At 61.7% G+C, this 24,274-nt stretch carries 19 protein-coding genes; 12 read left to right on the top strand and 7 right to left on the bottom strand.

All coding sequences use genetic code 11. From position 1 onward, the window contains the following. The first annotated feature begins 206 nt into the window (after positions 1-206). The 7 genes from CQW31_RS06765 to CQW31_RS06735 all read left to right on the top strand — a co-directional run bounded on the left by CQW31_RS06765 (position 207) and on the right by CQW31_RS06735 (position 10,730). Positions 207-3,038: a 2-oxoglutarate dehydrogenase E1 component gene (locus CQW31_RS06765; RefSeq protein ID WP_054884057.1), complete on the top strand. Its 2,832-nt coding sequence runs from the start codon at positions 207-209 to the stop codon at positions 3,036-3,038. Between the two features lie 42 nt (positions 3,039-3,080). Next, positions 3,081-4,304, top strand: coding sequence for a 2-oxoglutarate dehydrogenase complex dihydrolipoyllysine-residue succinyltransferase (gene odhB, locus CQW31_RS06760; RefSeq protein ID WP_099814142.1), 1,224 nt, complete (start codon positions 3,081-3,083; stop codon positions 4,302-4,304). A gap of 93 nt (positions 4,305-4,397) precedes the next feature. Continuing rightward, complete coding sequence (gene lpdA, locus CQW31_RS06755) at positions 4,398-5,834, top strand: dihydrolipoyl dehydrogenase (protein WP_054884055.1); 1,437 nt, start codon at positions 4,398-4,400, stop codon at positions 5,832-5,834. Positions 5,835-6,006: 172 nt separating this feature from the next. Beyond that, a complete protein-coding gene (gene sucC, locus CQW31_RS06750; RefSeq protein ID WP_054884054.1) occupies positions 6,007-7,173 on the top strand; it encodes an ADP-forming succinate--CoA ligase subunit beta in 1,167 nt (388 codons plus the stop codon). Beyond that, positions 7,173-8,057, top strand: coding sequence for a succinate--CoA ligase subunit alpha (gene sucD / locus CQW31_RS06745; protein ID WP_004376004.1), 885 nt, complete (start codon positions 7,173-7,175; stop codon positions 8,055-8,057). Before sucC ends, sucD begins: the two co-directional genes overlap by 1 nt. A gap of 419 nt (positions 8,058-8,476) precedes the next feature. Then, positions 8,477-9,790 (top strand): branched-chain amino acid transport system II carrier protein, encoded by a 1,314-nt coding sequence (gene brnQ / locus CQW31_RS06740; protein ID WP_054884053.1) that lies wholly within the window; start codon positions 8,477-8,479, stop codon positions 9,788-9,790. 187 nt (positions 9,791-9,977) lie between these two features. Further along, the gene (locus CQW31_RS06735) at positions 9,978-10,730 is read left to right on the top strand and encodes a DUF599 domain-containing protein (RefSeq protein ID WP_054884052.1); all 753 of its coding nucleotides are present in this window, start codon (positions 9,978-9,980) and stop codon (positions 10,728-10,730) included. Between the two features lie 51 nt (positions 10,731-10,781). Here CQW31_RS06735 and CQW31_RS06730 read toward each other — a convergent pair whose 3' ends face one another. Continuing rightward, positions 10,782-11,057: a hypothetical protein gene (locus CQW31_RS06730; protein ID WP_054884051.1), complete on the bottom strand. Its 276-nt coding sequence runs from the start codon at positions 11,055-11,057 to the stop codon at positions 10,782-10,784. Between the two features lie 153 nt (positions 11,058-11,210). Between CQW31_RS06730 and CQW31_RS06725 the strand changes: the two genes are divergently transcribed. From CQW31_RS06725 to CQW31_RS06710, 4 genes are all read left to right on the top strand, one after another. Beyond that, complete coding sequence (locus tag CQW31_RS06725; RefSeq protein ID WP_054884050.1) at positions 11,211-11,687, top strand: PaaI family thioesterase; 477 nt, start codon at positions 11,211-11,213, stop codon at positions 11,685-11,687. Continuing rightward, positions 11,684-12,166 carry a PaaI family thioesterase gene (locus tag CQW31_RS06720; RefSeq protein ID WP_054884049.1) on the top strand — a complete coding sequence of 161 codons (483 nt, stop codon included), beginning with the start codon at positions 11,684-11,686 and terminating at the stop codon, positions 12,164-12,166. Before CQW31_RS06725 ends, CQW31_RS06720 begins: the two co-directional genes overlap by 4 nt. 69 nt (positions 12,167-12,235) lie before the next feature. Next, complete coding sequence (gene htpG / locus CQW31_RS06715; protein WP_054884048.1) at positions 12,236-14,143, top strand: molecular chaperone HtpG; 1,908 nt, start codon at positions 12,236-12,238, stop codon at positions 14,141-14,143. A gap of 63 nt (positions 14,144-14,206) precedes the next feature. Next, positions 14,207-14,932 carry a dienelactone hydrolase family protein gene (locus CQW31_RS06710; RefSeq protein ID WP_054884047.1) on the top strand — a complete coding sequence of 242 codons (726 nt, stop codon included), beginning with the start codon at positions 14,207-14,209 and terminating at the stop codon, positions 14,930-14,932. Positions 14,933-15,048: 116 nt separating this feature from the next. Here the strand turns inward: CQW31_RS06710 and CQW31_RS06705 are convergent, their stop codons facing one another. Continuing rightward, positions 15,049-15,795, bottom strand: coding sequence for a pirin family protein (locus tag CQW31_RS06705; RefSeq protein ID WP_371858368.1), 747 nt, complete (start codon positions 15,793-15,795; stop codon positions 15,049-15,051). Between the two features lie 232 nt (positions 15,796-16,027). On the opposite strand from CQW31_RS06705, the gene CQW31_RS06700 reads away from it, so the two are divergent. Further along, complete coding sequence (locus CQW31_RS06700) at positions 16,028-17,035, top strand: amidohydrolase family protein (RefSeq protein ID WP_099814141.1); 1,008 nt, start codon at positions 16,028-16,030, stop codon at positions 17,033-17,035. A gap of 125 nt (positions 17,036-17,160) precedes the next feature. Here the strand turns inward: CQW31_RS06700 and fabB are convergent, their stop codons facing one another. The 5 genes from fabB to CQW31_RS06675 form a co-directional block, all read right to left on the bottom strand. Next, on the bottom strand, positions 17,161-18,378 hold the full coding sequence (gene fabB / locus CQW31_RS06695; protein ID WP_054884044.1) for a beta-ketoacyl-ACP synthase I: 1,218 nt from the start codon (positions 18,376-18,378) through the stop codon (positions 17,161-17,163). Between the two features lie 11 nt (positions 18,379-18,389). Continuing rightward, positions 18,390-18,905, bottom strand: a complete 516-nt coding sequence (fabA, locus tag CQW31_RS06690) for a 3-hydroxyacyl-[acyl-carrier-protein] dehydratase FabA (RefSeq protein WP_054884043.1) — start codon at positions 18,903-18,905, stop codon at positions 18,390-18,392. Positions 18,906-19,105: 200 nt separating this feature from the next. Further along, positions 19,106-21,049: an ATP-binding protein gene (locus CQW31_RS06685; RefSeq protein WP_099814140.1), complete on the bottom strand. Its 1,944-nt coding sequence runs from the start codon at positions 21,047-21,049 to the stop codon at positions 19,106-19,108. Beyond that, positions 21,046-21,936, bottom strand: coding sequence for a hypothetical protein (locus CQW31_RS06680; RefSeq protein ID WP_054884041.1), 891 nt, complete (start codon positions 21,934-21,936; stop codon positions 21,046-21,048). Before CQW31_RS06680 ends, CQW31_RS06685 begins: the two co-directional genes overlap by 4 nt. After that, a complete protein-coding gene (locus CQW31_RS06675) occupies positions 21,936-24,083 on the bottom strand; it encodes a TonB-dependent siderophore receptor (RefSeq protein WP_178075558.1) in 2,148 nt (715 codons plus the stop codon). Before CQW31_RS06675 ends, CQW31_RS06680 begins: the two co-directional genes overlap by 1 nt. Positions 24,084-24,274: the final 191 nt, after the last annotated feature.

The following is a 24,274-nucleotide window of genomic DNA, read 5'->3' as shown; positions in this document are numbered from 1 at the left end:
TGAGCCCGCACTGAGGTAAAACCTGAGCAAGGACCCAAAAAGCCCGCGCTCGATACCTATGAAGATATGAGACCAGCAGGGGCTTTCCGGGCTGGTACCCGGAAAATCAGCAGGATCCAAGTGGCGTGGTTCAGTCGCTTTATTTGGACTTTTCCAGGTTTGCTGTGGCTCTCGCCGATCAGTCCCCTAACCGAGGGTGACCAAGCATGCAAGAAAGCGTGATGCAGCGCATGTGGGATAGCGCCCACCTTTCAGGTGGTAACGCTGCATATGTGGAAGAGCTCTACGAGCTCTACCTGCACGACCCTAACGCTGTGCCAGAAGAGTGGCGCACTTACTTCCAGAAGTTGCCAGCCGACGGCAGCACCGCTACCGATGTATCGCACTCGACGATCCGCGACCATTTCGTACTGCTGGCAAAGAACCAGCGCCGCGCACAACCGGTTTCCGCCGGGAGCGTGAGCACAGAACACGAGAAGAAGCAGGTTGAAGTTCTGCGACTGATCCAGGCCTATCGTATGCGCGGCCATCAGGCTGCCAAGCTCGACCCGTTGGGGTTGTGGCAGCGACCTGCGCCTGTAGACCTGTCGATCAATCACTACGGCTTGACCAATGCCGATCTTGATACGACCTTCCGTGCCGGCGACCTGTTCATCGGCAAAGAGGAGGCGAGCCTACGCGAGATCTTCGAGGCGCTCCAGAAGACATATTGTCGCACCATTGGCGCCGAGTTCACCCACATCGTCGATTCCGAGCAGCGCAGCTGGTTCCAGCAGCGTCTGGAAAGCGTGCGCGGCCGTCCGGAGTTCTCGGTCGACGTGCAGACGCACCTGCTCGAGCGCGTGACCGCCGGTGAAGGTCTCGAGAAGTACCTGGGCACCAAGTATCCGGGCACCAAGCGTTTCGGCCTCGAGGGCGGCGAAAGCCTGATCCCGATGCTGGACGAGATGATCCAGCGCTCCGGCTCCTACGGCACCAAGGAAGTCGTGATCGGCATGGCCCACCGCGGCCGTCTGAACGTTTTGGTCAACACCTTCGGCAAGAACCCGCGCGAGCTGTTCGACGAGTTCGAAGGCAAGAAGATGAACGAGCTGGGCTCCGGTGACGTGAAGTATCACCAGGGCTTCTCCTCCAACGTGATGACCCCAGGTGGCGAAGTGCACCTGGCCATGGCGTTCAACCCGTCCCACCTGGAAATCGTCTCGCCAGTGGTGGAGGGTTCGGTGCGCGCCCGTCAGGACCGTCGCAACGACACCGTGGGTGACAAGGTTCTGCCGATCTCGATCCACGGCGACGCTGCGTTCGCTGGCCAGGGCGTGGTCATGGAAACCTTCCAGATGTCGCAGACCCGCGGTTTCAAGACCGGCGGTACCGTGCACATCGTGATCAACAACCAGGTCGGTTTCACCATCAGCAACCCGCTGGACGCACGTTCCACCGAGTATGCAACCGATGTCGCCAAGATGATTCAGGCGCCGATCCTGCACGTTAACGGTGACGATCCGGAAGCCGTGCTGTTCGTGACCCAGCTGGCTATCGATTACCGCATGCAGTTCAAGCGTGACGTGGTCATCGACCTGGTCTGCTACCGTCGTCGCGGCCACAACGAGGCCGACGAGCCGAACGGCACCCAGCCGCTGATGTACCAGCAGATCTCCAAGCAGCGCACCACCCGTGAGCTGTATGCCGATTCGCTGATCCAGGCCGGTCGCATCGACGCTGAGCGCGCTCAGGCCAAGATCGACGAGTACCGCAACGCCCTGGACAACGGCCTGCACGTGGTGAAGAGCCTGGTCAAGGAGCCGAACCGCGAGCTGTTCGTCGACTGGCGTCCATACCTGGGCCATGCCTGGACTGCACGTCACGATACCCGCTTCGACCTCAAGACCCTGCAGGACCTGTCGGCCAAGCTGCTGGAACTGCCGGAAGGCTTCGTCGTCCAGCGTCAGGTCGCGAAGATCTACGAAGATCGCCAGAAGATGCAGGCCGGCGGCTTGCCGATCAACTGGGGTTATGCAGAGACCATGGCCTACGCCACCCTGCAGTTCGAAGGTCACCCGATCCGCATGACCGGCCAGGACATCGGTCGTGGCACCTTCTCGCACCGTCATGCGGTGCTGCACAACCAGAAGGACGCGAGCACCTACGTACCGCTGAAGAACCTGTTCCCGGGCCAGCCGCGTTTCGAACTGTACGACTCCTTCCTGTCGGAAGAGGCGGTATTGGCGTTCGAATACGGCTACTCGACCACCACGCCGAACGCGCTGGTGATCTGGGAAGCTCAGTTCGGCGACTTCGCCAACGGTGCCCAGGTGGTGATCGACCAGTTCATCACCAGCGGCGAGCACAAGTGGGGCCGCCTGTGCGGTCTGACCATGCTGCTGCCACACGGTTATGAAGGGCAGGGGCCGGAGCACTCCTCCGCGCGTCTGGAGCGTTACCTGCAGCTGTGCGCCGAGCACAACATCCAGGTCTGCGTACCGACCACCCCGGCACAGATCTACCACCTGCTGCGTCGTCAGGTCATCCGTCCGCTGCGCAAGCCGCTGATCGTGCTGACGCCGAAGTCGCTGCTGCGCCACAAGCTGGCCGTCTCGACCCTGGAAGACCTGGCCGAAGGCTCGTTCCAGACCGTGATCCCGGAGATCGACAGCCTCGATCCGGCCAAGGTCGAACGTCTGATCCTGTGCGGCGGCAAGGTGTACTACGACCTGCTGGAAAAACGCCGTGCCGAAGGCCGCGAAGACATCGCGATCCTGCGTCTGGAGCAGCTGTATCCGTTCCCTGAGGACGACCTGGTCGAAATCCTGGCGCAATACACCAACCTCAAGCATGCGGTCTGGTGCCAGGAAGAACCGATGAACCAGGGCGCCTGGTACAGCAGTCAGCACCACATGCGCCGTATCCTGGGCCGCCATAACAAGGCACTGGTCCTGGAATACGCCGGCCGCGACGCTTCCGCCGCGCCAGCCTGTGGTTACGCATCGAAGCACGCCGAGCAGCAAGAAAAACTGCTGCAAGACGCCTTCACTGTTTAATGCCTTCGCGCACCTGAAACCGAATTTAAGGAAACACAGATAATGGCTATCGAGATCAAAGCCCCAACCTTCCCGGAATCGGTTGCCGATGGCACCGTTGCCACTTGGCACAAGCAGCCGGGCGATGCCGTCAAGCGTGACGAGCTGATCGTCGACATCGAGACCGACAAGGTCGTCCTGGAAGTGCTGGCCACCGCCGATGGCGTGCTGGGCGCCATCGTCAAGGGCGAGGGCGACACCGTCCTGTCCGACGAAGTGCTGGGTTCGATCGTTGAAGGTGGTGCTGCTGCCGCTGCCCCAGCAGCTGCTCCGGCCGCCGCTGCCCCGGCTGCCGCTGCTACTGCCGATGCTGGCGAAGATGACCCGATCGCTGCACCTGCCGCACGCAAGCTGGCCGAAGAAAACGCTATCGACCTGGCTACCGTTGCCGGCACCGGCAAAGGCGGGCGCATCACCAAGGAAGACGTTGTCGCCGCCGTCGCCAACAAGAAGTCGGCCCCGGCCCCGGCGGCCAAGCCGGCTGCCGCCGCCGCTGCTGCCCCGGTTGTCGTTGCCGCTGGCGACCGCACCGAGAAGCGCGTGCCGATGACCCGTCTGCGCGCCAAGATCGCCGAGCGTCTGGTCGAAGCCCAGTCGAACATGGCCATGCTGACCACCTTCAACGAAGTCGACATGACCGAAGTCATGGCCCTGCGTTCGAAGTACAAGGACCTGTTCGAGAAGACCCATAACGGCGTACGCCTGGGCTTCATGTCGTTCTTCGTCAAGGCCGCCACCGAAGCCCTGAAGCGCTTCCCGGCGGTCAACGCCTCGATCGACGGCAACGACATCGTCTACCACGGCTTCGCCGACGTCGGCGTTGCCGTGTCGAGCGATCGTGGCCTGGTGGTTCCGGTTCTGCGTAACGCCGAGTCGATGAGCCTGGCTGAAATCGAAAACGGCATCGCCACCTTCGGCAAGAAGGCCCGTGACGGCAAGCTGTCGATCGAAGAGATGACCGGTGGTACCTTCACCATCACCAACGGCGGTACCTTCGGCTCGATGATGTCGACCCCGATCGTCAACCCGCCGCAGGCTGCCATCCTGGGCATGCACAACATCATCCAGCGCCCGATGGCCGTCAACGGCCAAGTGGTCATCCGCCCGATGATGTACCTGGCACTGTCCTACGATCACCGCCTGATCGATGGCAAGGAAGCGGTAACCTTCCTGGTCACCATCAAGAACCTGCTGGAAGATCCGTCTCGCCTGCTGCTGGACATCTAACCCTCTGGCTGCGTACCGTGCCGGCCCTGGCTTCGCAAGAAGCCGCGCCGCGCGGTCCGCGGCCTGTAGCTTGTAGCTGATAAGGAATCTTTTATGACCCAGAAATTCGACGTAGTGGTAATCGGTGCAGGTCCTGGCGGCTATGTTGCTGCCATCAAGGCTGCACAACTTGGTCTGAAGACTGCCTGTATCGAGAAGTACACCGACGCCGAGGGCAAGCTGGCCCTGGGCGGCACCTGCCTGAACGTAGGCTGCATTCCGTCCAAGGCGCTGCTGGACAGCTCCTGGAAGTACAAGGAAGCCAAAGAGAGCTTCAACGTCCACGGTATCTCCACTGGTGAAGTGAAGATGGACGTCGCCGCGATGGTGGGTCGCAAGGCCGGCATCGTGAAAAACCTGACCGGTGGCGTCGCCACCCTGTTCAAGGCCAATGGCGTGACCTCGATCCAGGGCCACGGCAAGCTGCTGGCTGGCAAAAAGGTCGAAGTCACCAAAGCTGACGGCACCACTGAAGTCATCGAAGCCGAGAACGTGATTCTGGCTTCCGGCTCGCGTCCGATCGACATTCCGCCGGCTCCGGTCGACCAGAACGTCATCGTCGACTCCACCGGCGCCCTGGAATTCCAGGCCGTACCGAAGCGCCTGGGCGTGATCGGTGCTGGTGTGATCGGCCTGGAGCTGGGCTCGGTATGGGCTCGCCTGGGTGCTGAAGTCACCGTCCTGGAAGCCCTGGACACCTTCCTGATGGCTGCCGACACCGCGGTGTCGAAAGAAGCCCAGAAGACCCTGACCAAGCAAGGCCTGGACATCAAGCTGGGCGCTCGCGTCACTGGCTCGAAAGTCAACGGCAACGAAGTCGAGGTGACCTACACCAACGCCGAAGGCGAGCAGAAGATCACCTTCGACAAGCTGATCGTCGCGGTCGGCCGTCGCCCGGTGACCACCGATCTGCTGGCTGCAGACAGCGGCGTGACCATCGATGAGCGTGGCTACATCTATGTCGATGACTACTGCGCTACCAGCGTACCGGGCGTCTACGCCATTGGTGACGTGGTGCGTGGCCTGATGCTGGCCCACAAGGCTTCGGAAGAGGGCATCATGGTCGTCGAGCGCATCAAGGGCCACAAGGCTCAGATGAACTACGACCTGATCCCATCGGTCATCTACACCCACCCGGAAATCGCCTGGGTCGGCAAGACCGAACAAGCCTTGAAGGCCGAGGGTGTTGAGGTTAACGTAGGCACCTTCCCGTTCGCGGCCAGCGGCCGTGCAATGGCAGCCAACGATACCGGTGGTTTCGTCAAGGTCATCGCTGACGCCAAGACCGACCGCGTCCTGGGTGTTCATGTGATTGGCCCATCGGCTGCCGAACTGGTACAGCAGGGCGCGATCGCAATGGAATTCGGCACCAGTGCCGAGGATCTGGGCATGATGGTCTTCAGCCATCCAACCCTGTCCGAAGCGCTGCATGAAGCAGCGCTGGCAGTGAATGGCGGCGCCATTCACGTGGCCAACCGTAAGAAGCGTTAATTATAAGAAACCACGGCGGGCTGCCCGTCGTGAGTCTTGCGTGCATGACTCACCGCGGAACGTCCGCCGGACCGGACAACACGGGAAAACCCGGGGTCAATGGTCACAGGTGGTGCGGCGCCAGCAATGGCGCAGCGCCGAAGCGCAGTACCTAACGAAGACGGTAAAAAGCATGAATCTTCACGAGTATCAGGGTAAGCAGCTGTTCGCTGAGTACGGCCTGCCAGTTTCCAAGGGTTTCGCAGTCGACACCCCTGAAGCTGCAGCAGAAGCCTGCGACAAGATCGGCGGGAACGAGTGGGTAGTCAAAGCCCAGGTTCACGCAGGTGGTCGCGGCAAGGCGGGCGGCGTCAAGCTGGTTCGCAGCAAGGAAGACGCCAAGGCGTTCGCTGCACAGTGGTTGGGCAAGAATCTGGTTACCTACCAGACTGATGCCAACGGTCAACCCGTCTCCAAGATTCTGGTCGAATCCTGCACTGACATCGCCAAAGAGCTGTACCTGGGCGCTGTAGTGGATCGTTCGAGCCGCCGTATCGTGTTCATGGCTTCCACCGAGGGTGGCGTGGACATCGAGAAAGTGGCGCACGACACGCCTGAGAAGATCCTCAAGGCTACCATCGACCCACTGGTTGGCGCTCAGCCGTTCCAGGGTCGTGAGCTGGCGTTCCAGCTGGGCCTGGAAGGCAAGCAAGTTCAACAGTTCGCCAAGATCTTCGTGGGTCTGGCCAAGCTGTTCAAGGATCACGATCTGGCCCTGCTGGAAGTGAACCCGCTGGTGATCAAGGCCGATGGCGACCTGCACTGCCTCGATGCCAAGATCAACATCGACGCCAACGCCATGTACCGTCAGCCCAAGCTGAAGACTTTCCACGACCCGTCGCAGGACGACGCCCGTGAAGCCCACGCTGCCAAGTTCGAACTGAACTACGTTGCCCTCGAAGGCAACATCGGCTGCATGGTCAACGGTGCCGGCCTGGCCATGGGTACCATGGACATCGTCAACCTGCACGGCGGCAAGCCAGCCAACTTCCTCGACGTGGGCGGCGGCGCTACCAAAGAACGCGTTACCGAAGCGTTCAAGATCATTCTGTCCGACACCAACGTCGCGGCCGTTCTGGTCAACATCTTCGGCGGCATCGTTCGCTGCGACATGATTGCCGAAGGCATCATCGGTGCAGTGAAAGAAGTCGGCGTTAAAGTTCCGGTTGTCGTTCGCCTTGAAGGCAACAACGCCGAACTGGGCGCTAAAGTACTGGCAGAAAGCGGTTTGAACATCATTGCGGCCACCAGCCTGACCGACGCTGCTCAACAAGTTGTCAAAGCTGCGGAGGGCAAGTAATGAGCGTCCTGATCAATAAAGATACCAAAGTCATCTGCCAGGGCTTCACCGGCTCGCAGGGTACTTTCCACTCCGAACAGGCCATCGCCTATGGCACCAAGATGGTCGGCGGCGTTACGCCAGGCAAGGGTGGCACCACCCACCTGGGCCTGCCGGTGTTCAACACCGTCAAGGAAGCCGTGGAAGCTACCGGCGCTGACGCTTCGGTCATCTACGTTCCGGCTCCTTTCTGCAAGGACTCGATCCTGGAAGCAGCCTTCGGCGGCATCAAGCTGATCGTCTGCATCACCGAAGGCATTCCTACCCTGGACATGCTGGATGCCAAGGTCAAGTGCGACGAGCTGGGCGTGACCCTGATCGGCCCTAACTGCCCAGGCGTGATCACTCCGGGCGAGTGCAAGATCGGCATCATGCCAGGCCACATCCACCTGCCAGGCAAGGTCGGTATCGTTTCGCGTTCCGGCACCCTGACCTACGAAGCGGTCAAGCAGACCACCGACGCCGGCTTTGGCCAGTCGACCTGCGTGGGTATCGGTGGCGACCCGATCCCGGGCTCCAACTTCATCGACATCCTGAAGCTGTTCCAGGAAGACCCGAAGACCGAAGCGATCGTCATGATCGGTGAAATCGGCGGTTCGGCTGAAGAAGAAGCGGCAGCCTACATCAAGGCCAACGTCACCAAGCCAGTCGTTTCCTACATCGCCGGTGTTACTGCCCCGGCGGGCAAGCGCATGGGCCACGCTGGCGCCATCATTTCCGGCGGCAAAGGCACTGCGGACGAGAAGTTCGCCGCGCTGCAGGACGCTGGTGTGAAGACCGTGCGTTCCCTGGCTGACATCGGTAAGGCCCTGGCCGAGCTGACCGGCTGGGAAGTCAAGAAGTAATACCTGCTACACCCCCCACGCGCACAGAGGCCACCTTCGGGTGGCCTTTGTCGTTTTTGGGTTTTGATTTTTCCTGTGCCGCCTTCGCGGGTTTACCCGCGAAGAGGCCGGAACAGGCAATAAAGAATTTTCGATGGGTTTGATAGGGATTTTCGTGCGGACGAAAGTTTCAATATGGTGATAATTCCTACTGTCTCCGGTCACACAGACGACAAACATGTACGCACATCGGACAAGCAGCACTGTATCAGTGCGTTTACCGGGTAAAACGGTTAATCTACGCGTTCACTCTGTGCCCGTACCCCACAAGGGAACGACACGCTAAACGGGTCTGGCCTACCAAGCCGGGCAGCATTTCCCCTCATCCAAAGGGAAATCCCCTCTCGAATCCCGATTTCAGCAGTGTGGTACTACCTTAAATGAAAGTTCTCAAAGGCCAGGATATCCTGGCGCTTGGCTTTATGACGTTTGCGCTTTTCGTAGGCGCTGGCAACATCATCTTCCCGCCTATCGTTGGTCTGCAGTCTGGCCCGCACGTTTGGATGGCGGCCCTGGGCTTCCTGGTCACCGCCGTGGGCCTGCCGGTCATCACCGTGGTCGCCCTGGCCAAGGTCGGCGGCGGCATGGATGCCCTGAGCAGCCCGATCGGCAAGTTCTTCGGTGGCCTGCTGGCGGCCGTGTGCTACCTGTCGGTCGGCCCGCTGTTCGCGACGCCGCGAACCGCGACCGTGTCGTTCGAAGTGGGTGTGGCGCCGCTGACCGGTGAAAGCCCGACCGCGCTGTTCATCTATAGCCTGGTGTACTTCGCCGTGGTACTGGCTGTGTCCATGTATCCGGGCAAACTGCTCGACACCGTCGGTCGCTTCCTCGCGCCACTGAAGATCATTGCCCTGGCGGTGCTGGGCATCGCTGCCTTCGCGCTGCCGGCCGGAACCATCGGTGAAGCTCAGCCGGCCTATGCCGCCGCTGCGTTCTCCAAAGGCTTCTCCGATGGCTACCTGACCATGGACACCCTCGGCGCCCTGGTATTCGGTATCGTCATCGTCAATGCCATCCGCTCGCGCGGTGTCGAGTCGCCGAAGTTGATCACCCGGTATGCCATCATCGCCGGCCTGATCGCTGGTGTTGGCCTGGCGCTGGTGTACATCAGCCTGTTCCGCCTGGGTGCCGGCAGCCACGAGATTGCCGCCGGTGCCACCAACGGTGCCGCTGTCCTGCATGCCTATGTGCAGCACACCTTCGGCTCGCTGGGCAGTGGTTTCCTCGCCGTGCTGATCGCGTTGGCATGCCTGGTGACTGCGGTCGGCCTGACCTGTGCCTGTGCCGAGTACTTCAGCCAGGTCCTGCCGCTGTCGTACCGTGCTCTGGTGGTGATCCTGGCAGGCTTCTCGTTGCTGATCTCCAACCTGGGCCTGACCAAGTTGATCATGTTCTCGATCCCGGTCCTGACCGCCATCTATCCGCCCTGCATCGTGGTGGTGGGGCTGAGCTTCGTGAAGGAGCTTTGGCATTCGCCGACCCGCATCCTGGCCCCGGTGATGCTGGTATCGCTGGTGTTCGGTATCGTCGACGCGATCAAGGGCAGCGAGATTGCCCATGTGCTGCCAGACGTTCTGGCGCATTTGCCGCTGAGCGATCAAGGCCTGGCCTGGCTGGTGCCTTCGGTGGTAACCCTGGTTGGCGCAGTGGCCTGCGACCGCCTGCTCGGCAAGCCGCGCGAAGCCTTGGCCTGATGGCATAGGTTGAAGCCTGAGGGCAGCACCGGTCACGAGCCGCAGGGTGCTGGCCATGGGTCGAAACCCGCAAGCCCCGTATCCGTATGGATGCGGGGCTTTTTCGTTTCAGGTTGTGCCTTTTGCCGCTCGTGGGCGTCGAAACCCGGTCACTATCCTTTGTGCACCTGGCCCTCGGGAATCCTGCATGAACTTCATCCAAAGCAATCTACACAACCTCCTGGCCGTCTGCTGGTTCGCCCTCTGCTGGGGCGGCTACACCCGCTATGCCATCTGGAAAGGCCGAGACACTGCCTGCCTGGCCAGCGTGCTGCATCTATACCGGGAAGACTGGATGCGCCGCATGCTGCTGCGCGACAACCGCATCGCCGATGCCAGCGTGATTGGTAACCTGGAGCGCAACGCCTCGTTTTTCGCCTCCAGCACCCTGATCATCCTTGCCGGTATTCTCACCGTGCTAGGTGCTTCGGATCGCGCCCTGTCGCTGCTTGCAGACCTGCCGCTGGTGCAGCAGGCGTCCCAGGGTATGTCGGAAATCAAGCTGCTGTGCCTGGCAATGGTCTTCGTCTACGCCTTCTTTACCTTCAGCTGGTGCATGCGCCAGTACAACTTTGCCGCGGTATTGGTGGGGTCCGCACCAATGATTGGTGAACGCCAGGTCAACGAACTGGAACGCAAGGCGTTTGCCTCGCGTGCGGCGCGGGTGCTTTCGCTGGCGGCCAACCAGTTCAACTTTGGCCTGCGCTCTTATTACTTCGGCATGGCCATGCTCACGTGGTTTATCAGCCCGTGGCTGTTCATGATCGTGAGTGTCGGTGTAGTGCTGATTCTGTATCGCCGAGAATTCCATTCCGACGTATTGGACGTCATGGTGTTCACCCCCACCGAAAGTGTTCAGACAGAGGTGCTCAGTACCAGGACTGAAACGATTAACTCGTAAGTTGCAGGTACAAAAAAACCCGACAATGTCGGGTTTTTTTGTACCTGTCGTTTACTGCTTGGCAGGTTCGGCAGGCGCGGTGGCCGGTGCCGGAGTAGTCGGGGCAGCCTCTTCGGCGGCCTTCTGCTCGGCTTCGGCCTGATCTTTGGCGGCTTCGGCGTTTTCCTTGGCAGCGTCGTTCATCTTATCCTGAGCATCACCCATCTTTTCTTGGGCTTGTTCACGGTGTTCTTGTGCGTCCTGGGCTTTGTCTTCGCTCGCTTTATCGCAAGCAGCCAGGCCCATGGCAGCAGCCAGCATCAGAGCAAAAGCAAAAGGTTTACGCATGGGGGTGTTTCCTCTTGGTGAATAACTGAGTTGTTCCTTCGAGTTCGGCGGTGTGGAATAAGTTCCACGTTTTTTACAGATATATAACGCCGTGTTCTATATGGACTTTTTACTGTTTTTGTGCCGTAACGGCAGCGATCCTGGGAGCTGCATATGAACGAATCAAGCTTGCAGGCCATGGCTGAACGCTTTCTTTCAGCATTGAAGCATTGCCAGTTGTTACAGATGAGTGTGGCCCATGCCGACCGCGACGGCATGACCCTGATGCTGCCTTGGTCAGCGTCGATTGTCGGCAACCCGCAGACCGGCGCGGTGCATGGCGGCGCCCTGACCACGCTGATGGACACCACCTGCGGCATGGCCACGCTGTGCGTGCTACCGCGCTTCGAGGTGTGCCCGACCCTCGACCTGCGCATCGACTACATGCACCCGGCCGAAGCGGGTAAGCCCATTTATGGACATGCACAATGCTACCGGGTCACCCGCGATGTGATCTTCACCCGCGGTAGCGCCTACCAGGACGACCCGGATCAGCCGATCTGCCAAGTGGTCGGCACCTTCATGCGCCTGGGCCAGCAGATCAGAGGCGGCATCGGTTTCGGCAACAACCTGAAGGAGGGCGGGGCATGATTCCTGAGAGCATTCGTCAGCAGTTGAATGCGGCCCACGCTGTCGGTGATTACCGCCCGTTACTGGCCTTGATCCCTTATGCAGGCCTGATTGGCATCGAGTGCGAGCGCGAAGGCGATGACCTGCTGTTTCGCCTGCCGGCCAACCAGGACAACATCGGCAACCCCTTGCTGCCGGCCATCCATGGCGGCGTGATCGCCGGGTTCATGGAATTGTCCGCAGCGCTCTACCTACTGATCTACAGCGAAAGCGCGAGCATTCCGAAGATCATCGATTTTTCCATCGACTACCTGCGCGCCGGTCACTTGCGCGACACCTACGCCCAGTGCCAGCTCTGGCGTCAGGGGCGGCGGGTCACCAACGTCGCCATCACTGCCTGGCAGGCTGACCGCCAGTCACCGATCGCCACCGCCCGCGCGCACTTCAAGATCGAACCGGAAAAGCCCTTGAAATCGCCTGGGCAGCCCCCATCTGCATGACATCCGCCGTAAACGTTGGCCATATCGGCCGCGGGGCGCCACTGCCATCAGATCGGAGTTTTGAAGACCATGAGTGTGGAGACTCAAAAAGAAACGCTGGGCTTCCAGACCGAGGTAAAGCAGCTGCTGCACCTCATGATCCATTCGCTGTACTCGAACAAGGAGATCTTCCTGCGTGAGCTGATCTCCAACGCCTCCGACGCCGCCGACAAGCTGCGCTTCGAGGCCCTGGCCAAGCCAGAGCTGCTCGAGAACGATGCCGACCTGAAGATCCGCCTGAGCTTCGACAAGGACGCCGGTACCGTGACCCTCGAGGACAACGGCATCGGTATGAGCCGCGAGGATGTCATCGCCCACCTGGGCACCATTGCCAAGTCCGGCACCGCCGACTTCATGAAGAACCTCACCGGGGACCAGAAGAAGGACTCGCACCTGATCGGTCAGTTCGGTGTCGGCTTCTACTCGGCCTTCATCGTTGCCGACAAGGTCGATGTATATAGCCGCCGCGCTGGCCTGCCAGCCGCTGAAGGCGTGCACTGGTCGTCGAAGGGCGAGGGTGAATTCGAAGTTGCCACCATCGACAAGCCGCAGCGCGGCACGCGTATCGTCCTGCACCTGAAGAAGGGCGAGCTGGAGTTCGCCGATGGCTGGCGCCTGCGCAATGTGGTCAAGAAGTACTCCGACCATATTGCCCTGCCGATCGAACTGCCCAAGGAGCAGGCTCAAGCCGCTGAAGGCGAAGAAAAGCCAGCGCAGGAATGGGAAACCGTCAACCGCGCCAGCGCCCTGTGGACCCGTTCGCGCTCCGAGGTGAAGGACGAGGAATACCAGGAGTTCTACAAGCACATCGGCCATGACTTCGAGAACCCGCTGGCCTGGAGCCACAACAAGGTCGAAGGCAAGCTTGAGTACAACTCGCTGCTGTACGTGCCGGCCCGTGCGCCGTTCGACCTGTACCAGCGCGAAGCGCCACGTGGCCTGAAGCTGTACGTCCAGCGCGTGTTCATCATGGACCAGGCCGAGTCGTTCCTGCCGCTGTACCTGCGCTTCATCAAGGGTGTGGTGGATTCCAACGACCTGTCGCTGAACGTGTCCCGCGAGATCTTGCAGAAAGACCCGATCATCGACTCGATGAAAACCGCGCTGACCAAGCGCGTGCTTGACATGCTGGAGAAGTTGGCCAAGAACGAGCCTGAGCAGTACAAGAGCTTCTGGAAGAACTTCGGCCAGGTGCTGAAGGAAGGCCCGGCTGAAGACTTCGCCAACAAGGAAAAGATCGCCGGCCTGCTGCGTTTTGCCTCCACCCAGGACGACAGCGGCGAGCAGAGCGTTGCCCTGGCCGATTATCTGGCACGCGCCAAGGAAGGTCAGGACAAGATCTACTACCTCACCGGCGAATCCTACGCTCAGGTCAAGAACAGCCCTCACCTGGAAGTCTTCCGCAAGAAAGGCATCGAGGTCCTGCTGCTGACCGACCGTATCGACGAGTGGCTGATGAGCTACCTCAACGAGTTCGATGGCAAAGCATTCGTCGACGTCGCCCGTGGCGATCTCGACCTGGGCAAGCTGGACTCGGAAGAGGACAAGAAGGCCCAGGAAGAAGTGGCCAAGGACAAGGAGGGCCTGGTCGAGCGTCTGAAAGGTGCCTTGGGTGACAGCGTCGCCGAAGTACGCGTCTCGCACCGCCTGACTGACTCGCCGGCGATCCTTGCCATTGGCGAACAGGACCTGGGCCTGCAAATGCGCCAGATTCTCGAAGCCAGCGGCCAGAAGGTGCCGGAATCGAAGCCGATCTTCGAATTCAACCCGACTCATCCGCTGATCGAGAAGCTGGACAACGAGCAGAGCGAAGACCGCTTTGCCGAACTGTCGCACATCCTCTTCGATCAGGCCGCGCTGGCGGCCGGTGACAGCCTGAAGGATCCGGCAGCTTACGTTCGTCGCCTGAACAAGCTACTGGTCGAGCTGTCTGCTTGAGTTGATGCACAGGAAAGCCCGCTTCGGCGGGCTTTTTTATAGTCAGTGCCTAAGGAGTGCTTGATGAGCAAGGTAATCGTCGAATCGCTGGTCTATCACCTGTCCGGCAAGACCTATGAAAGCCGCCTGGTCTACGAGCCAGGTGCACGGGGTCGCCCGGGCCTGGTGATGGCGCCGAACTGGATGGGCATCGGCGAAGGCGCGGAACGTATCGCCAAGGAAGTGGCCGAGAAGGGTTATGTGGTGCTGATTGCCGACCTGTATGGGCAGTCGGTCCGGCCGTCCAATGCCGATGAGGCAGGGGCGGCGATGATGCCGCTGAAGAATGACCGTGGCGAGCTGCGCAAGCGCATGCAGGAAGCCCTGGCGCAACTGCTGGGCCAATCCAAGGCCCTGCTGGAGCCGGGCAAGGTGGCCACCTTCGGCTTCTGCTTCGGTGGCTGCTGTGCCCTGGAGCTGGCCCGTACCGGGGCCGACCTGAAAGCGGCGGTGTCGTTCCATGGCACACTGGACACCCCGAACCCGGAAGATGCCAAGCGTATCAAGGGTTCGGTGCTGGTACTGCACGGTGCTTCCGACCCGCTGGTGCCGAAGGAGCAACTGCCGGCGTTCGAAGACGAAATGAACGCCGCGAAGGTGGACTGGCAGCTGCTGAGCTACGGCGGCGCGGTGCATTCGTTCACCGATCCGAACGCCAATGTCCCGGGCAAGATGCAGTACGACCGTCGCACTTCGGAGCGGGCGTTCCGCTCGATGCACAACCTGCTCAGCGAAGTGTTCCAGCGCTGATACTGCAGGGGGCCGCTATGCGGCCCTTTCGCGACACAAGGCCGCTCCTACAGAATTGCGCAGTCCCCCTGTAGGAGCGGCCTTGTGTCGCGAAAGGGCTGCAAAGCAGCCCCAGATTATCGCGGCAACTCGATTCTTGAAGTTTCCCCAGGCACCGTCGGCCAATCCCCGACAGCCCATTTGGCCCTGGCCCGCTCGATCAGCTCCCCATCACTGGCCACAAAATTCCAGTTCATCCGCCGTGGCCCATCCAACCGCTCCCCGCCAATCAGCACCAGCTGGCATTCCTCCTCGGCATACAACGTCACCTCTTCGCCCTCCGGCAGCACGACCAGGCTACAGGCCTCGACCTGTTCACCGTCCATGAACAGCTCGCCGTCGAGCAGATACAGCGCACGTTGTGCATGTTCGTCAGGCACCACCAGCGTGGTAGCCGGCTGCATCTGCACATGCGCATAAAGGGTAGGGGAGAGCACCGGCACTGGTGATTTCAGGCAGAACCCGCTGCCGGCAATCATGCAGATGCGCACGCCCAGGTTGTCGCTGACCGGCAGGCTCGCCGCCGGATGGTGGCTGTAGCTCGGCTCGCCCTGTTCCAGCGCCTTTGGCGCGGCCAGCCACACCTGCAGCCCGTGCAAGCGTGAGCCATGGGCCAGGGCGTCCGCAGGCGTGCGCTCGACATGCGCCACCCCTTTGCCGGCGGTCATCCAGCTTACGTCTCCAGGCAGCACGCGCTGCTCCGAGCCCAGGCTGTCCTTGTGCAGGATCGCGCCTTCGAACAGGTAGGTGAGGGTAGAAAGGCCAATATGCGGGTGCTGGCGGATATCCATGCCATGGCCCGGCGCATAGTCGGTTTCGAGCATATGGTCGAAGAACACGAAGGGGCCGACGCTGCGGCATTGGGCCGAGGGCAGCGGGCGCAGGATCGGCTGGCCCTCGACCGATTCGGTGCGTGGGCGGATGATCAGGGGGCTGCTCATGGCGGGCTCCGGGCGAGGTGGAATTGCCCCAAGCATAGCGGTTTGCCGAGCAATGCTGAACCGTTGCGCTGGCTATCCGGTCTACCCTGCTGATGCCCGGATAAGGAGGTTGCCCATGATTGCCAGAGCGCTGGCCTGCATGCTGTTGTCAGGCTGGCTGTGCCAGGCGGCCCAGGCCCGTGAATATCGCTACAGCGATGCCCATCTGCACTATGTGGACTTCTTCCAGGAGACCGAGGGCATGTCGGCGCTGATCAAGGCCATGGATGATGCCGGTGTCGAGCATTCGATGATATCCGGCATTCCGGTGGCCAAGAAATGGCACGAAGATGAGCCAAAGCGACCACGCTATTACGCGGGCGACGACGCCGATGCTTATTGGTACAGCGCGACCGATACCTATGTGGCTGCGGCGCTGGGAAAACTACCGGTCGAACAGCGAAAGCGTTTCCATCCGTTTCTGACCGGTTTCAACCCGGTGGACAAGAATGCCGTCAGCCATATCGAGCGCATGCTCGAACTGAACCCGGGGTTGTGGCAGGGGATCGGTGAGGTGTTCACCCGGCATGACGACCTGACCGCGCTGACCAGTGGCGATACACCGCGCGCCAACAATGAAGCGATGACCCGTATCTATCACCTGGCGGCCGAACGCGATATGCCGGTGTTGCTGCATTCGAACATCACCTCCAAGCGCGAGCGCAATCCGCTGTACCTGGCCGAACTCGAAGAGCCCCTGCGTAATCATCCGCATACCCGCTTCATCTGGGCGCATGCGGGTAGCAGTGCGGAGATCCATCGGCATCAGACCCGGATGGACTTTCTCTTGCCTGTGTTGACGCGATTGCTGGCGGACTATGCGAATTTGTATGTGGACTTGTCGTGGAGTGTGCTGGAACCCTATCTGCTGGACGAGCAGGGCGTACCGCGCCAGGAGTGGGTGGCGCTGGTCGAGCGCTATCCGGACCGGTTCATGCTGGGGTCGGATGTGGTGGGGCGGTTTGGCAGCCTTGGCGAGCAGATGCATGGCTTCAGGCCGTTCCTGGATGCGTTGCCTGAAGACGTGGCCAGCAAGGTGGCTCGGGATAACTTCCTGGCGGTATTGCCCAAGGGGAAGCAGTAGTTGCCTGTACGGCCCTCATCGCGGGTGAACCCGCTCCCACAGGGGGCGCGCAAGCCTTGGCAGCTGACTACTCAAATGAAAACGCCCCGAACCAGTCGGGGCGTTTAACGTGTTGCAGCAGCGTCTTACTTGCCTTCCCAGCGCTTGAGCACCAGGGTGGCGTTGGTGCCACCGAAGCCGAAGCTGTTGCTCATCACGGTGGTGAGCTTGGCGTCTTCGGTCTTGCGCACGATCGGCAGGTCCGCGACTTCAGGGTCCAGCTCGTCGATGTTGGCGGAGCCGGCGATGAAGTTGTTTTCCATCATCAGCAGGCAGTAGATCGCCTCGTGTACACCTGCGGCACCCAGCGAGTGGCCCGACAGGCTCTTGGTCGAGCTGATCTTCGGCGCCTTGTCGCCGAACACTTCACGAACACCCTTCATTTCTGCCACGTCACCGACCGGGGTCGAGGTGCCGTGGGTGTTCAGGTAGTCGATCGGGGTGTCGACGGTGGACAGCGCCTGCTGCATGCAGCGGATGGCGCCTTCGCCGCTTGGTGCAACCATGTCGTAGCCGTCGGAAGTGGCGCCATAGCCGACGATTTCCGCGTAGATCTTGGCGCCACGGGCCAGGGCGTGCTCCAGTTCCTCGACCACTACCATGCCGCCGCCCCCAGCGATGACGAAGCCGTCACGGTCGGCGTCGTAGGCGCGCGATGCCAGTTCCGGGGTTTCGTTGCGCTTGGTCGACAGGGCGCCCATGGCATCGAACAGGAACGACTGGCTCCAGTGCTCTTCTTCACCGCCGCCGGCGAAGACGATGTCCTGCTTGCCCCACTGGATCTGCTCCAGGGCGGTGCCGATGCAGTGTGCGGAAGTGGCACAGGCCGACGAGATCGAGTAGTTGATACCCTTGATCTTGAACGGGGTCGCCAGGCACGCCGAAACGGTGCTGCCCATGGTCCGGGTGACGCGATACGGACCGACACGCTTGACGCCTTTTTCGCGCAGGGTATCCAGCGCTTCCATCTGGTTCAGGGTCGAGGCGCCGCCCGAGCCGGCTACCAGGCCGGTACGCGGGTTGGAAATCTGCTCTTCGGTCAGGCCGGCGTCCTTGATCGCGTCCTGCATCGCCAGGTAGGCGTAGGCAGCGGCGTGGCCGACGAAGCGGTAGACCTTGCGGTCGATCAGTTCTTCGAGGTTGAGGTCGATGGAACCGGAAACCTGGCTACGCAGCCCCATTTCCTTGTATTCCGGGTTGTAACGGATACCCGGACGGCTGTTGCGCAGGTTTTCGGTGACGGTAGCTTTGTCATTGCCCAGGCACGATACGATGCCCAGACCAGTGATAACGACGCGGCGCATGCGAATAACCCTTAGAAATTGTCAGTGGAGGTGAACACGCCGACCCGCAGGGCCTCGGCGGTGTAGATCTCGCGGCCATCGACGCTGACCGAACCATCGGCGATGGCCATGTTCAGCTTGCCCTTCAGGACGCGCTTGATGTGGATGTTGTAGGTGACTTTCTTGGCGGCAGGCAGCACCTGGCCGAAGAACTTCACTTCGCCCGAACCCAGCGCACGGCCACGGCCCGGCAGGCCCTGCCAGCCGAGGAAGAAACCGACCAGCTGCCACATGGCGTCAAGGCCCAGGCAGCCCGGCATCACCGGGTCGCCTTCGAAGTGGCAGGCGAAGAACCACAGGTCCGGGTTGATATCCAGCTCGGCGACCAATTCACCTTTGCCGTACTTGCCGCCTTCTTCGCTGATGTGGGTGATGCGATCGACCATCAGCATGTTCGGCGCGGGCAGTTGCGCATTACCTGGGCCGAACAGCTCACCGCGACTGCAGCGCAGCAGGTCTTCCCGAGTAAAGGCGTGTTGTTTGGTCATGCGAGCTCCTCAATAACCCCCTGTGGCAGGGGATGAATCTTCCCGGCCGACCCTTCTGCTTCTGGGACGGCAGCCTACAGGTAGACTATTGCGTTGTGGTGAAAGTCACAGCGCACCTGGTGAAAGAAGTACAGGTGTGCACTGAAACGCTATTTTCAGGTCCGAACAAGGTCCTGTCCAGTACTTAAGACTGCCGCAATTTAGCATTTATCGCCAGTCGCATCGCCAGTTGCAGCTGTCTGTCCAGGCAACCAGCGCTGCAATACCCGCTGCAACTCGGTGCGGCGGAACGGTTTGCTCAGGTAATCATTCATGCCGGCGGCCATGCAGCGCTCGCGGTCACCCTGCAGGGCATTGGCGGTCAAGGCGATGACCGGTAACTGCGCGCAAGCAGGCAACAGGCGGATACGCCGCGTCGCTTCGTAGCCATCCAGCTGCGGCAGGCGGCAATCCATCAGCACGGCGGCGAACGGCTGCTGGCTGACCAGCTCCACCGCTTGAAGCCCGTCGTGGGCCACGCTGACCTCCATCCCCAGGCTGCGCAACATGGCTTCGATGACGCTCTGATTGACCGGATTGTCCTCCACCAACAGGATGCGCTTGCCGACCTGAAGTGGCGCGCTGGCCGCCGAGTTGCCGGGCAGCGTTGCTGGCACGGTGCTGGCCAGCGGCAGCGGCATTTCCAGGGTAAAGGTCGAACCCAACCCCTCGCGGCTTTCACCGCGCAGCTTGCCGCCCATGCGTTCGGCCAGGGTGCGGGCGATCGACAGGCCCAGGCCGGTGCCGCCATAGCGCCGAGAAATCGAACTGTCGGCCTGCTGGAAGGCAACGAACATCATTTCCAGGCGTTCGCTGTCGATGCCGATGCCGGTGTCACGCACGCTGCAGGTGAACCACAGTGATTGCCGATCCAGCAACTGCCAGCGCGCTTCGACCTGGACCTGGCCGCGCTCGGTGAACTTCAAGGCGTTGCCGATCAGGTTGAGGAGGATCTGGCGGATGCGCGTAGGGTCGCCGATCACGTGTGGCTGTGCGCCGTCGGCCGGCAGTTGCAGGCGCAGTTCCAGGCCGCGCTGCTGTGCGCTGTGCTGGAACGACTGCACGCTGCTGGTGATCAGCTCACCCAGGTTGAAAGCGATGTGTTCCAGTTCCAGCGCAGTGCGTTCGATCCGCGAGAAATCGAGGATGTCATTGATGACCTTCAGCAGGTGCCCGGTGGACTCGCTGGCCACGGCGGTGTAGTCGGCCTGCTCGCTGGTCAGCTGGGTGGTCTCCAGCAGTTGCAGCATTCCCAGCACGCCGTTCATGGGGGTGCGCAGTTCATGGCTCATCATTGCCAGGAACTCCGACTTGGCGCCGTTGGCCTGCTCGGCTTCCTCGCGCGCCTGGATCAGCTGGGCGATGGCCCGTTTCTGCTCGGCGCTGGCCTGCTCCAGGGCGTTGGCGAGGTTGTTGATATGGCGCGCCAGGTGGCCGAGTTCGCTGTCATCGACGACCGGCAGCGGAGCGTTGTATTCGCCCTGCTGGATGGCCTTGACCGCATGGCCCATGTCACTGATCGGCTTGGCCAGGCTCATGGCCAGGCGGCGAGCGAGGAGAAAGGTGAACAGCAGGGCGAACAGCGCGAGAATGCCGGCCTTGATCACGATTTCCTGTTGGCGCTGGCTGAAGGCATCGTCCGACATGCCGACGATCACCCGCCCCAGGTAGTCGTCACCGATGGCCGGTGTCGGCGCCTTGCCCTGTTGCAGGAAGTCGCTGTCCAGGCGGATTTGCTGGAGGCGGATCGGTGCCTGGAACACTTCCACCTGCTGCGCCCGGTTGTTGCTCTCGTCCTGCTGCTCGACGTACACCAGGATGTGGTTACGGCTGTCCTGCACCTCGAGGAAGCGCACGTGCGGGATGCTCAGGGTGGCGCGCATCAGGCCTTCGAGGACTTCATTGTTACCGGAGATGACGCCGTATTCGGATGCCGGGGCCAGTTGGTTGGCAATCAGCTGCCCGGTGTGGTTCAGCTCCTGGCGCAGATCCTGGATCCTCACGAAGGTGAAAAAACTGATCAACAGCAGGGTCAGCAGCAGTGCCGGGCCTAGGCTGATGATCTGGGTGCGGGTGTGGATATCCCAGCTGAGGCGTTTGCTCATGGGGTGGGTTCTCCTTCGGCCAGGGCCTTGGCAGTGGCGTTCGGATCGATCGGTTCAAGGCCCAGGGCACGCGCTACCTGCTGGTTGCCGCTGACCCCATAGCGTGCCGGATACAGGCTGCGTGGCCAACGTGCTGGCGGCTGGTCGAGCAACTGGTCGAGCACGGCCAGCCAGTCGTCCTGGTCGCTGTAGGTACTGGCCAGGGCGCCGGCGCGAACGAAGCCGGCGTTCGGGCCGATCAGTGCCATCTGCCGGCCGTAGCTGCTGAGCAACAGGTTCTTCGCGGTCTTGGAGTTGTACAGGTCGGGGTCATCGAGGCCTAACAGTACGTCGCTGTTGGCCAGCAGATGTTGCAAGGGCCGGCTGTCGCGCTGGTCTGGCCAGTCCTGGGCGACGATCTCAAGGCCCAGTGGGCGCGCCGCCTGGCGTAGCTCGTCAAGCAGGAAGTGGCTGTGCTCACCGTACAGTACGCCGATGCGCTGGGCCTGTGGCAACAGGTAGCGGGCCAGGCGCAGTTGCCGCGCCAGCGGCGGGTCGCTCCACAGCAGGGTCAGGTAAGCAGGACGCGACTTTCCCAGGCGTTGTTCAGCCTGTACCCGGCTGATACGCATGGCCAGCGCAGGCGGCCCGCTGCTTTCGCTCAGGCGCCAGTCCAGCGCGCTGGCGTCGAGCAGCACCAGGCGCACGTCAGCCTTGAGCTGAGCGGGGCGGGGCAACGCGGCGGTGCTCTGGAAACGCACCTGGTCGTGGCCGCGGCGGCCTTGCAAGGCTTCGACGAAGCTGCGCACGCCGGGCTGCTCTTCGCTGCCGACCAGCAGGATTTCGCTGGCGGACAGCGTACCCAGTGGCCACAGGCAGAACAGCAGCAGGCGCAGCAGCCGGGCCATCAGAACTCCAGCTCCGCGCTGACGCTCAGGCGGTGGCGGCTGTCATAACGGTTCTGTTCCACCGTGGTGGGCTGGTCGTCAAGGCGTTGCTGCCACAGTGCGGCCAGCTCCAGGGTGCTGCCCTGGATGCGGAAGCGCTTGGCCACGCGCAGGTCGATGCGTTCATAGCGATACTGGTTGAGGGCGTCGTCGCCGTAATAGAACAGTGCGCTTGACCAACCCTCGCCCCATTCGCGCATCCACCCGGCCGAGCCACTGTTGCGTGCGCTGAGGCGACGGTCGGCAGGGTTGCTGGCCCAGGCATCGACATAGGCATAGGTCAGGCGCAGGCGGTCACGCGGAGCCAGGCGCCAGTCAAGTTGCGCCTCGCTACCGCTGAAGCGGGCCTTGTTGGCATTGCTGGCGATGTACTGGTTGTTCTTCAGGGGTTCGCTGATCATTCCGGTGATCTCGTCGTAGAACAGCTTCACATCCATGTTCAGGTCGAAGTCGCTGAAGTAGCCGTTATAGCCCAGCTCGCGCGAGCGCATGCGTTCCTGTTCGAGGTCTCCCGGGCCGCGGGTCTTGACGAAGTATTCGGCGTTGCGCTGGCCGAAAGCGGCCGGGCTGAGGTTCTTGACCGTGTAGCTCCAGTTGACGTTGTTCTCGAACATGTCTGGCGAACGCACGGCTTCGGAGTACACCGCACGCAGGCCGTGGCGCGGGGTGATCAGGTAGTTGACCGCCATGCGCGGAGTCAGCGAGCTGCCGGACAGTTGCGAGTTCTCGAACATCGCGCCGCCCTGAACAATCCAGTGCTCGTCGGCGCGCCATTCCAACTGGCCGAACAGGCGCCAGGTCTGGTCGTCGATACTGCCGTTGAAGTAGGTCTGCGAATCGGCGCGATCATAGCGGTAGTTGATGCCGCTCAGCAGGCGCAGGCTGTCGGTCAGGCTGAGCGTGTCCTGGACTTCCAGGTCGTACCGGGTCTCACGGGTGCTCTGGTCGACATCGCCGCAGACCACATTCTTGCCGCCCTGGTTGTTCCACTGGTCCTTGATCGCATCGACCAGCGCCTGTTCTTCGGGGTTGCTGCTGCTTGGTGGGTTGTTCGCCCCGCGGGCGACCTTTTCGGCGAAGTCGGGGTTCATCTGCCACAAGCGGGTCAGCTCGGGGCTGAACGACAGCGCCGCGTCGCAGGCGCGCCAGACCTGCTGGCGGTCGAATTGTTGGGCAGAGCCCTGCACATACAGGCTGTGCTCGGGGTTGAAGTCGATGTTCCAGCGTACCGAGCCGGCATAGTCCTTGGCGTTGACGTCGGCGTTGTTGCCGGTCTGGGTGACGTAGGGGAAGACCGGCTGATAGGTATACGGCCGCTGGTTGCTCCCTTCCTTGGCTGCCAGTTGCCATTCCAGGGTCTGGTCTGGCGCAAGAACGTGGCTGACACTGAGGTTGAAGCGGTTCAGGCGGCGGCTGTCGCGGTAATCCTGGCCGAACTGGTTCTCGTCGAAGCCATCGTCCTGCTGGCCGGACACCGACAGGCGCAGGTCGCCGCCATCCCAGCCGAAACCATGGCTGAGGTAATAGTCGTTGATGCCATCCTGGCCGCGGGTCAGTTTCATCCGCGTGCCGTGGCTGTCGGCCGGGTTGCGGGTAAGGATGTTGACCACCGCCATCAATGCGTTGGCGCCGTAGCTGACGGTGTTGGGGCCGCGGAACACCTCGATGCGCTCGATGTCTTCGATGGCGACCGGGATGTCGCTCCAGTCCACCGTGGCCAGGCCGGCCCGGTACACCGAGCGGCCGTCGATCAGTACCTGCATGCGTCGCGCATCGTTGACGTTGCTGCCGTGGTAATTGACGGTCGGCTGGTTGCCGGCGCCATAGCCGATCATCATGCCCGGCACCAGGCGCAGCAGTTCGGGAATATCGCGGGCGCCGCTGGCGCGGATCAGCTCGTTGTCGAGCACGGTCATGCTGCCCGGTACCGCAGCAGGGGATTGTTTCAGCCGCGTGGCGGTCAGAACCTGCGGCAGGTCGGTGTTGTCGATGAACAAGTCATCGGCCATGGCCGAGCCGCCGAGCAAGGCAGTCAGCAACAGCAGGCGAGGGTAAGGGGGCGGGCCGGGGAACACAGGACTGCCTTGTCTCAGGATTGAAACAGGCATGGTAACTGACCGAGGCGGTTTGCCAGTGGGATGCGTTGGATTTACCGGCTTGGGAGGGTATTTGGGTTGGGAGGTGCCTGCCTTGGGCCTTTCAGCGCCTGTGAGATCGAGCGCCGCCCGCGCGGCGCATCGCGGGCAAGCCCGCTCCCACATCTGTTTCGGGCCAGTATCTCCTGTGCCGCCAACAGGAT

This window comes from Pseudomonas sp. 382 (assembly GCF_002759075.1).
Lineage (GTDB): Bacteria > Pseudomonadota > Gammaproteobacteria > Pseudomonadales > Pseudomonadaceae > Aquipseudomonas > Aquipseudomonas vlassakiae.
Note: the sequence above shows the minus strand (reverse complement) of the source record. Positions and strands in the feature narration are given on the sequence as shown.

Excerpts from the sequence above, each read along its gene's own strand:
- CQW31_RS06765 (WP_054884057.1), top strand. The coding sequence starts at position 207 with ATGCAAGAAAGCGTGATGCAGCGCATGTGGGATAGCGCCCACCTTTCA.
- odhB (WP_099814142.1), top strand. The coding sequence starts at position 3,081 with ATGGCTATCGAGATCAAAGCCCCAACCTTCCCGGAATCGGTTGCCGAT.
- lpdA (WP_054884055.1), top strand. The coding sequence starts at position 4,398 with ATGACCCAGAAATTCGACGTAGTGGTAATCGGTGCAGGTCCTGGCGGC.
- sucC (WP_054884054.1), top strand. The coding sequence starts at position 6,007 with ATGAATCTTCACGAGTATCAGGGTAAGCAGCTGTTCGCTGAGTACGGC.
- sucD (WP_004376004.1), top strand. The coding sequence starts at position 7,173 with ATGAGCGTCCTGATCAATAAAGATACCAAAGTCATCTGCCAGGGCTTC.
- brnQ (WP_054884053.1), top strand. The coding sequence starts at position 8,477 with ATGAAAGTTCTCAAAGGCCAGGATATCCTGGCGCTTGGCTTTATGACG.
- CQW31_RS06735 (WP_054884052.1), top strand. The coding sequence starts at position 9,978 with ATGAACTTCATCCAAAGCAATCTACACAACCTCCTGGCCGTCTGCTGG.
- CQW31_RS06730 (WP_054884051.1), bottom strand. The coding sequence starts at position 11,057 with ATGCGTAAACCTTTTGCTTTTGCTCTGATGCTGGCTGCTGCCATGGGC.
- CQW31_RS06725 (WP_054884050.1), top strand. The coding sequence starts at position 11,211 with ATGAACGAATCAAGCTTGCAGGCCATGGCTGAACGCTTTCTTTCAGCA.
- CQW31_RS06720 (WP_054884049.1), top strand. The coding sequence starts at position 11,684 with ATGATTCCTGAGAGCATTCGTCAGCAGTTGAATGCGGCCCACGCTGTC.
- htpG (WP_054884048.1), top strand. The coding sequence starts at position 12,236 with ATGAGTGTGGAGACTCAAAAAGAAACGCTGGGCTTCCAGACCGAGGTA.
- CQW31_RS06710 (WP_054884047.1), top strand. The coding sequence starts at position 14,207 with ATGAGCAAGGTAATCGTCGAATCGCTGGTCTATCACCTGTCCGGCAAG.
- CQW31_RS06705 (WP_371858368.1), bottom strand. The coding sequence starts at position 15,795 with ATGCTCGAAACCGACTATGCGCCGGGCCATGGCATGGATATCCGCCAG.
- CQW31_RS06700 (WP_099814141.1), top strand. The coding sequence starts at position 16,028 with ATGATTGCCAGAGCGCTGGCCTGCATGCTGTTGTCAGGCTGGCTGTGC.
- fabB (WP_054884044.1), bottom strand. The coding sequence starts at position 18,378 with ATGCGCCGCGTCGTTATCACTGGTCTGGGCATCGTATCGTGCCTGGGC.
- fabA (WP_054884043.1), bottom strand. The coding sequence starts at position 18,905 with ATGACCAAACAACACGCCTTTACTCGGGAAGACCTGCTGCGCTGCAGT.
- CQW31_RS06685 (WP_099814140.1), bottom strand. The coding sequence starts at position 21,049 with ATGAGCAAACGCCTCAGCTGGGATATCCACACCCGCACCCAGATCATC.
- CQW31_RS06680 (WP_054884041.1), bottom strand. The coding sequence starts at position 21,936 with ATGGCCCGGCTGCTGCGCCTGCTGCTGTTCTGCCTGTGGCCACTGGGT.
- CQW31_RS06675 (WP_178075558.1), bottom strand. The coding sequence starts at position 24,083 with ATGCCTGTTTCAATCCTGAGACAAGGCAGTCCTGTGTTCCCCGGCCCG.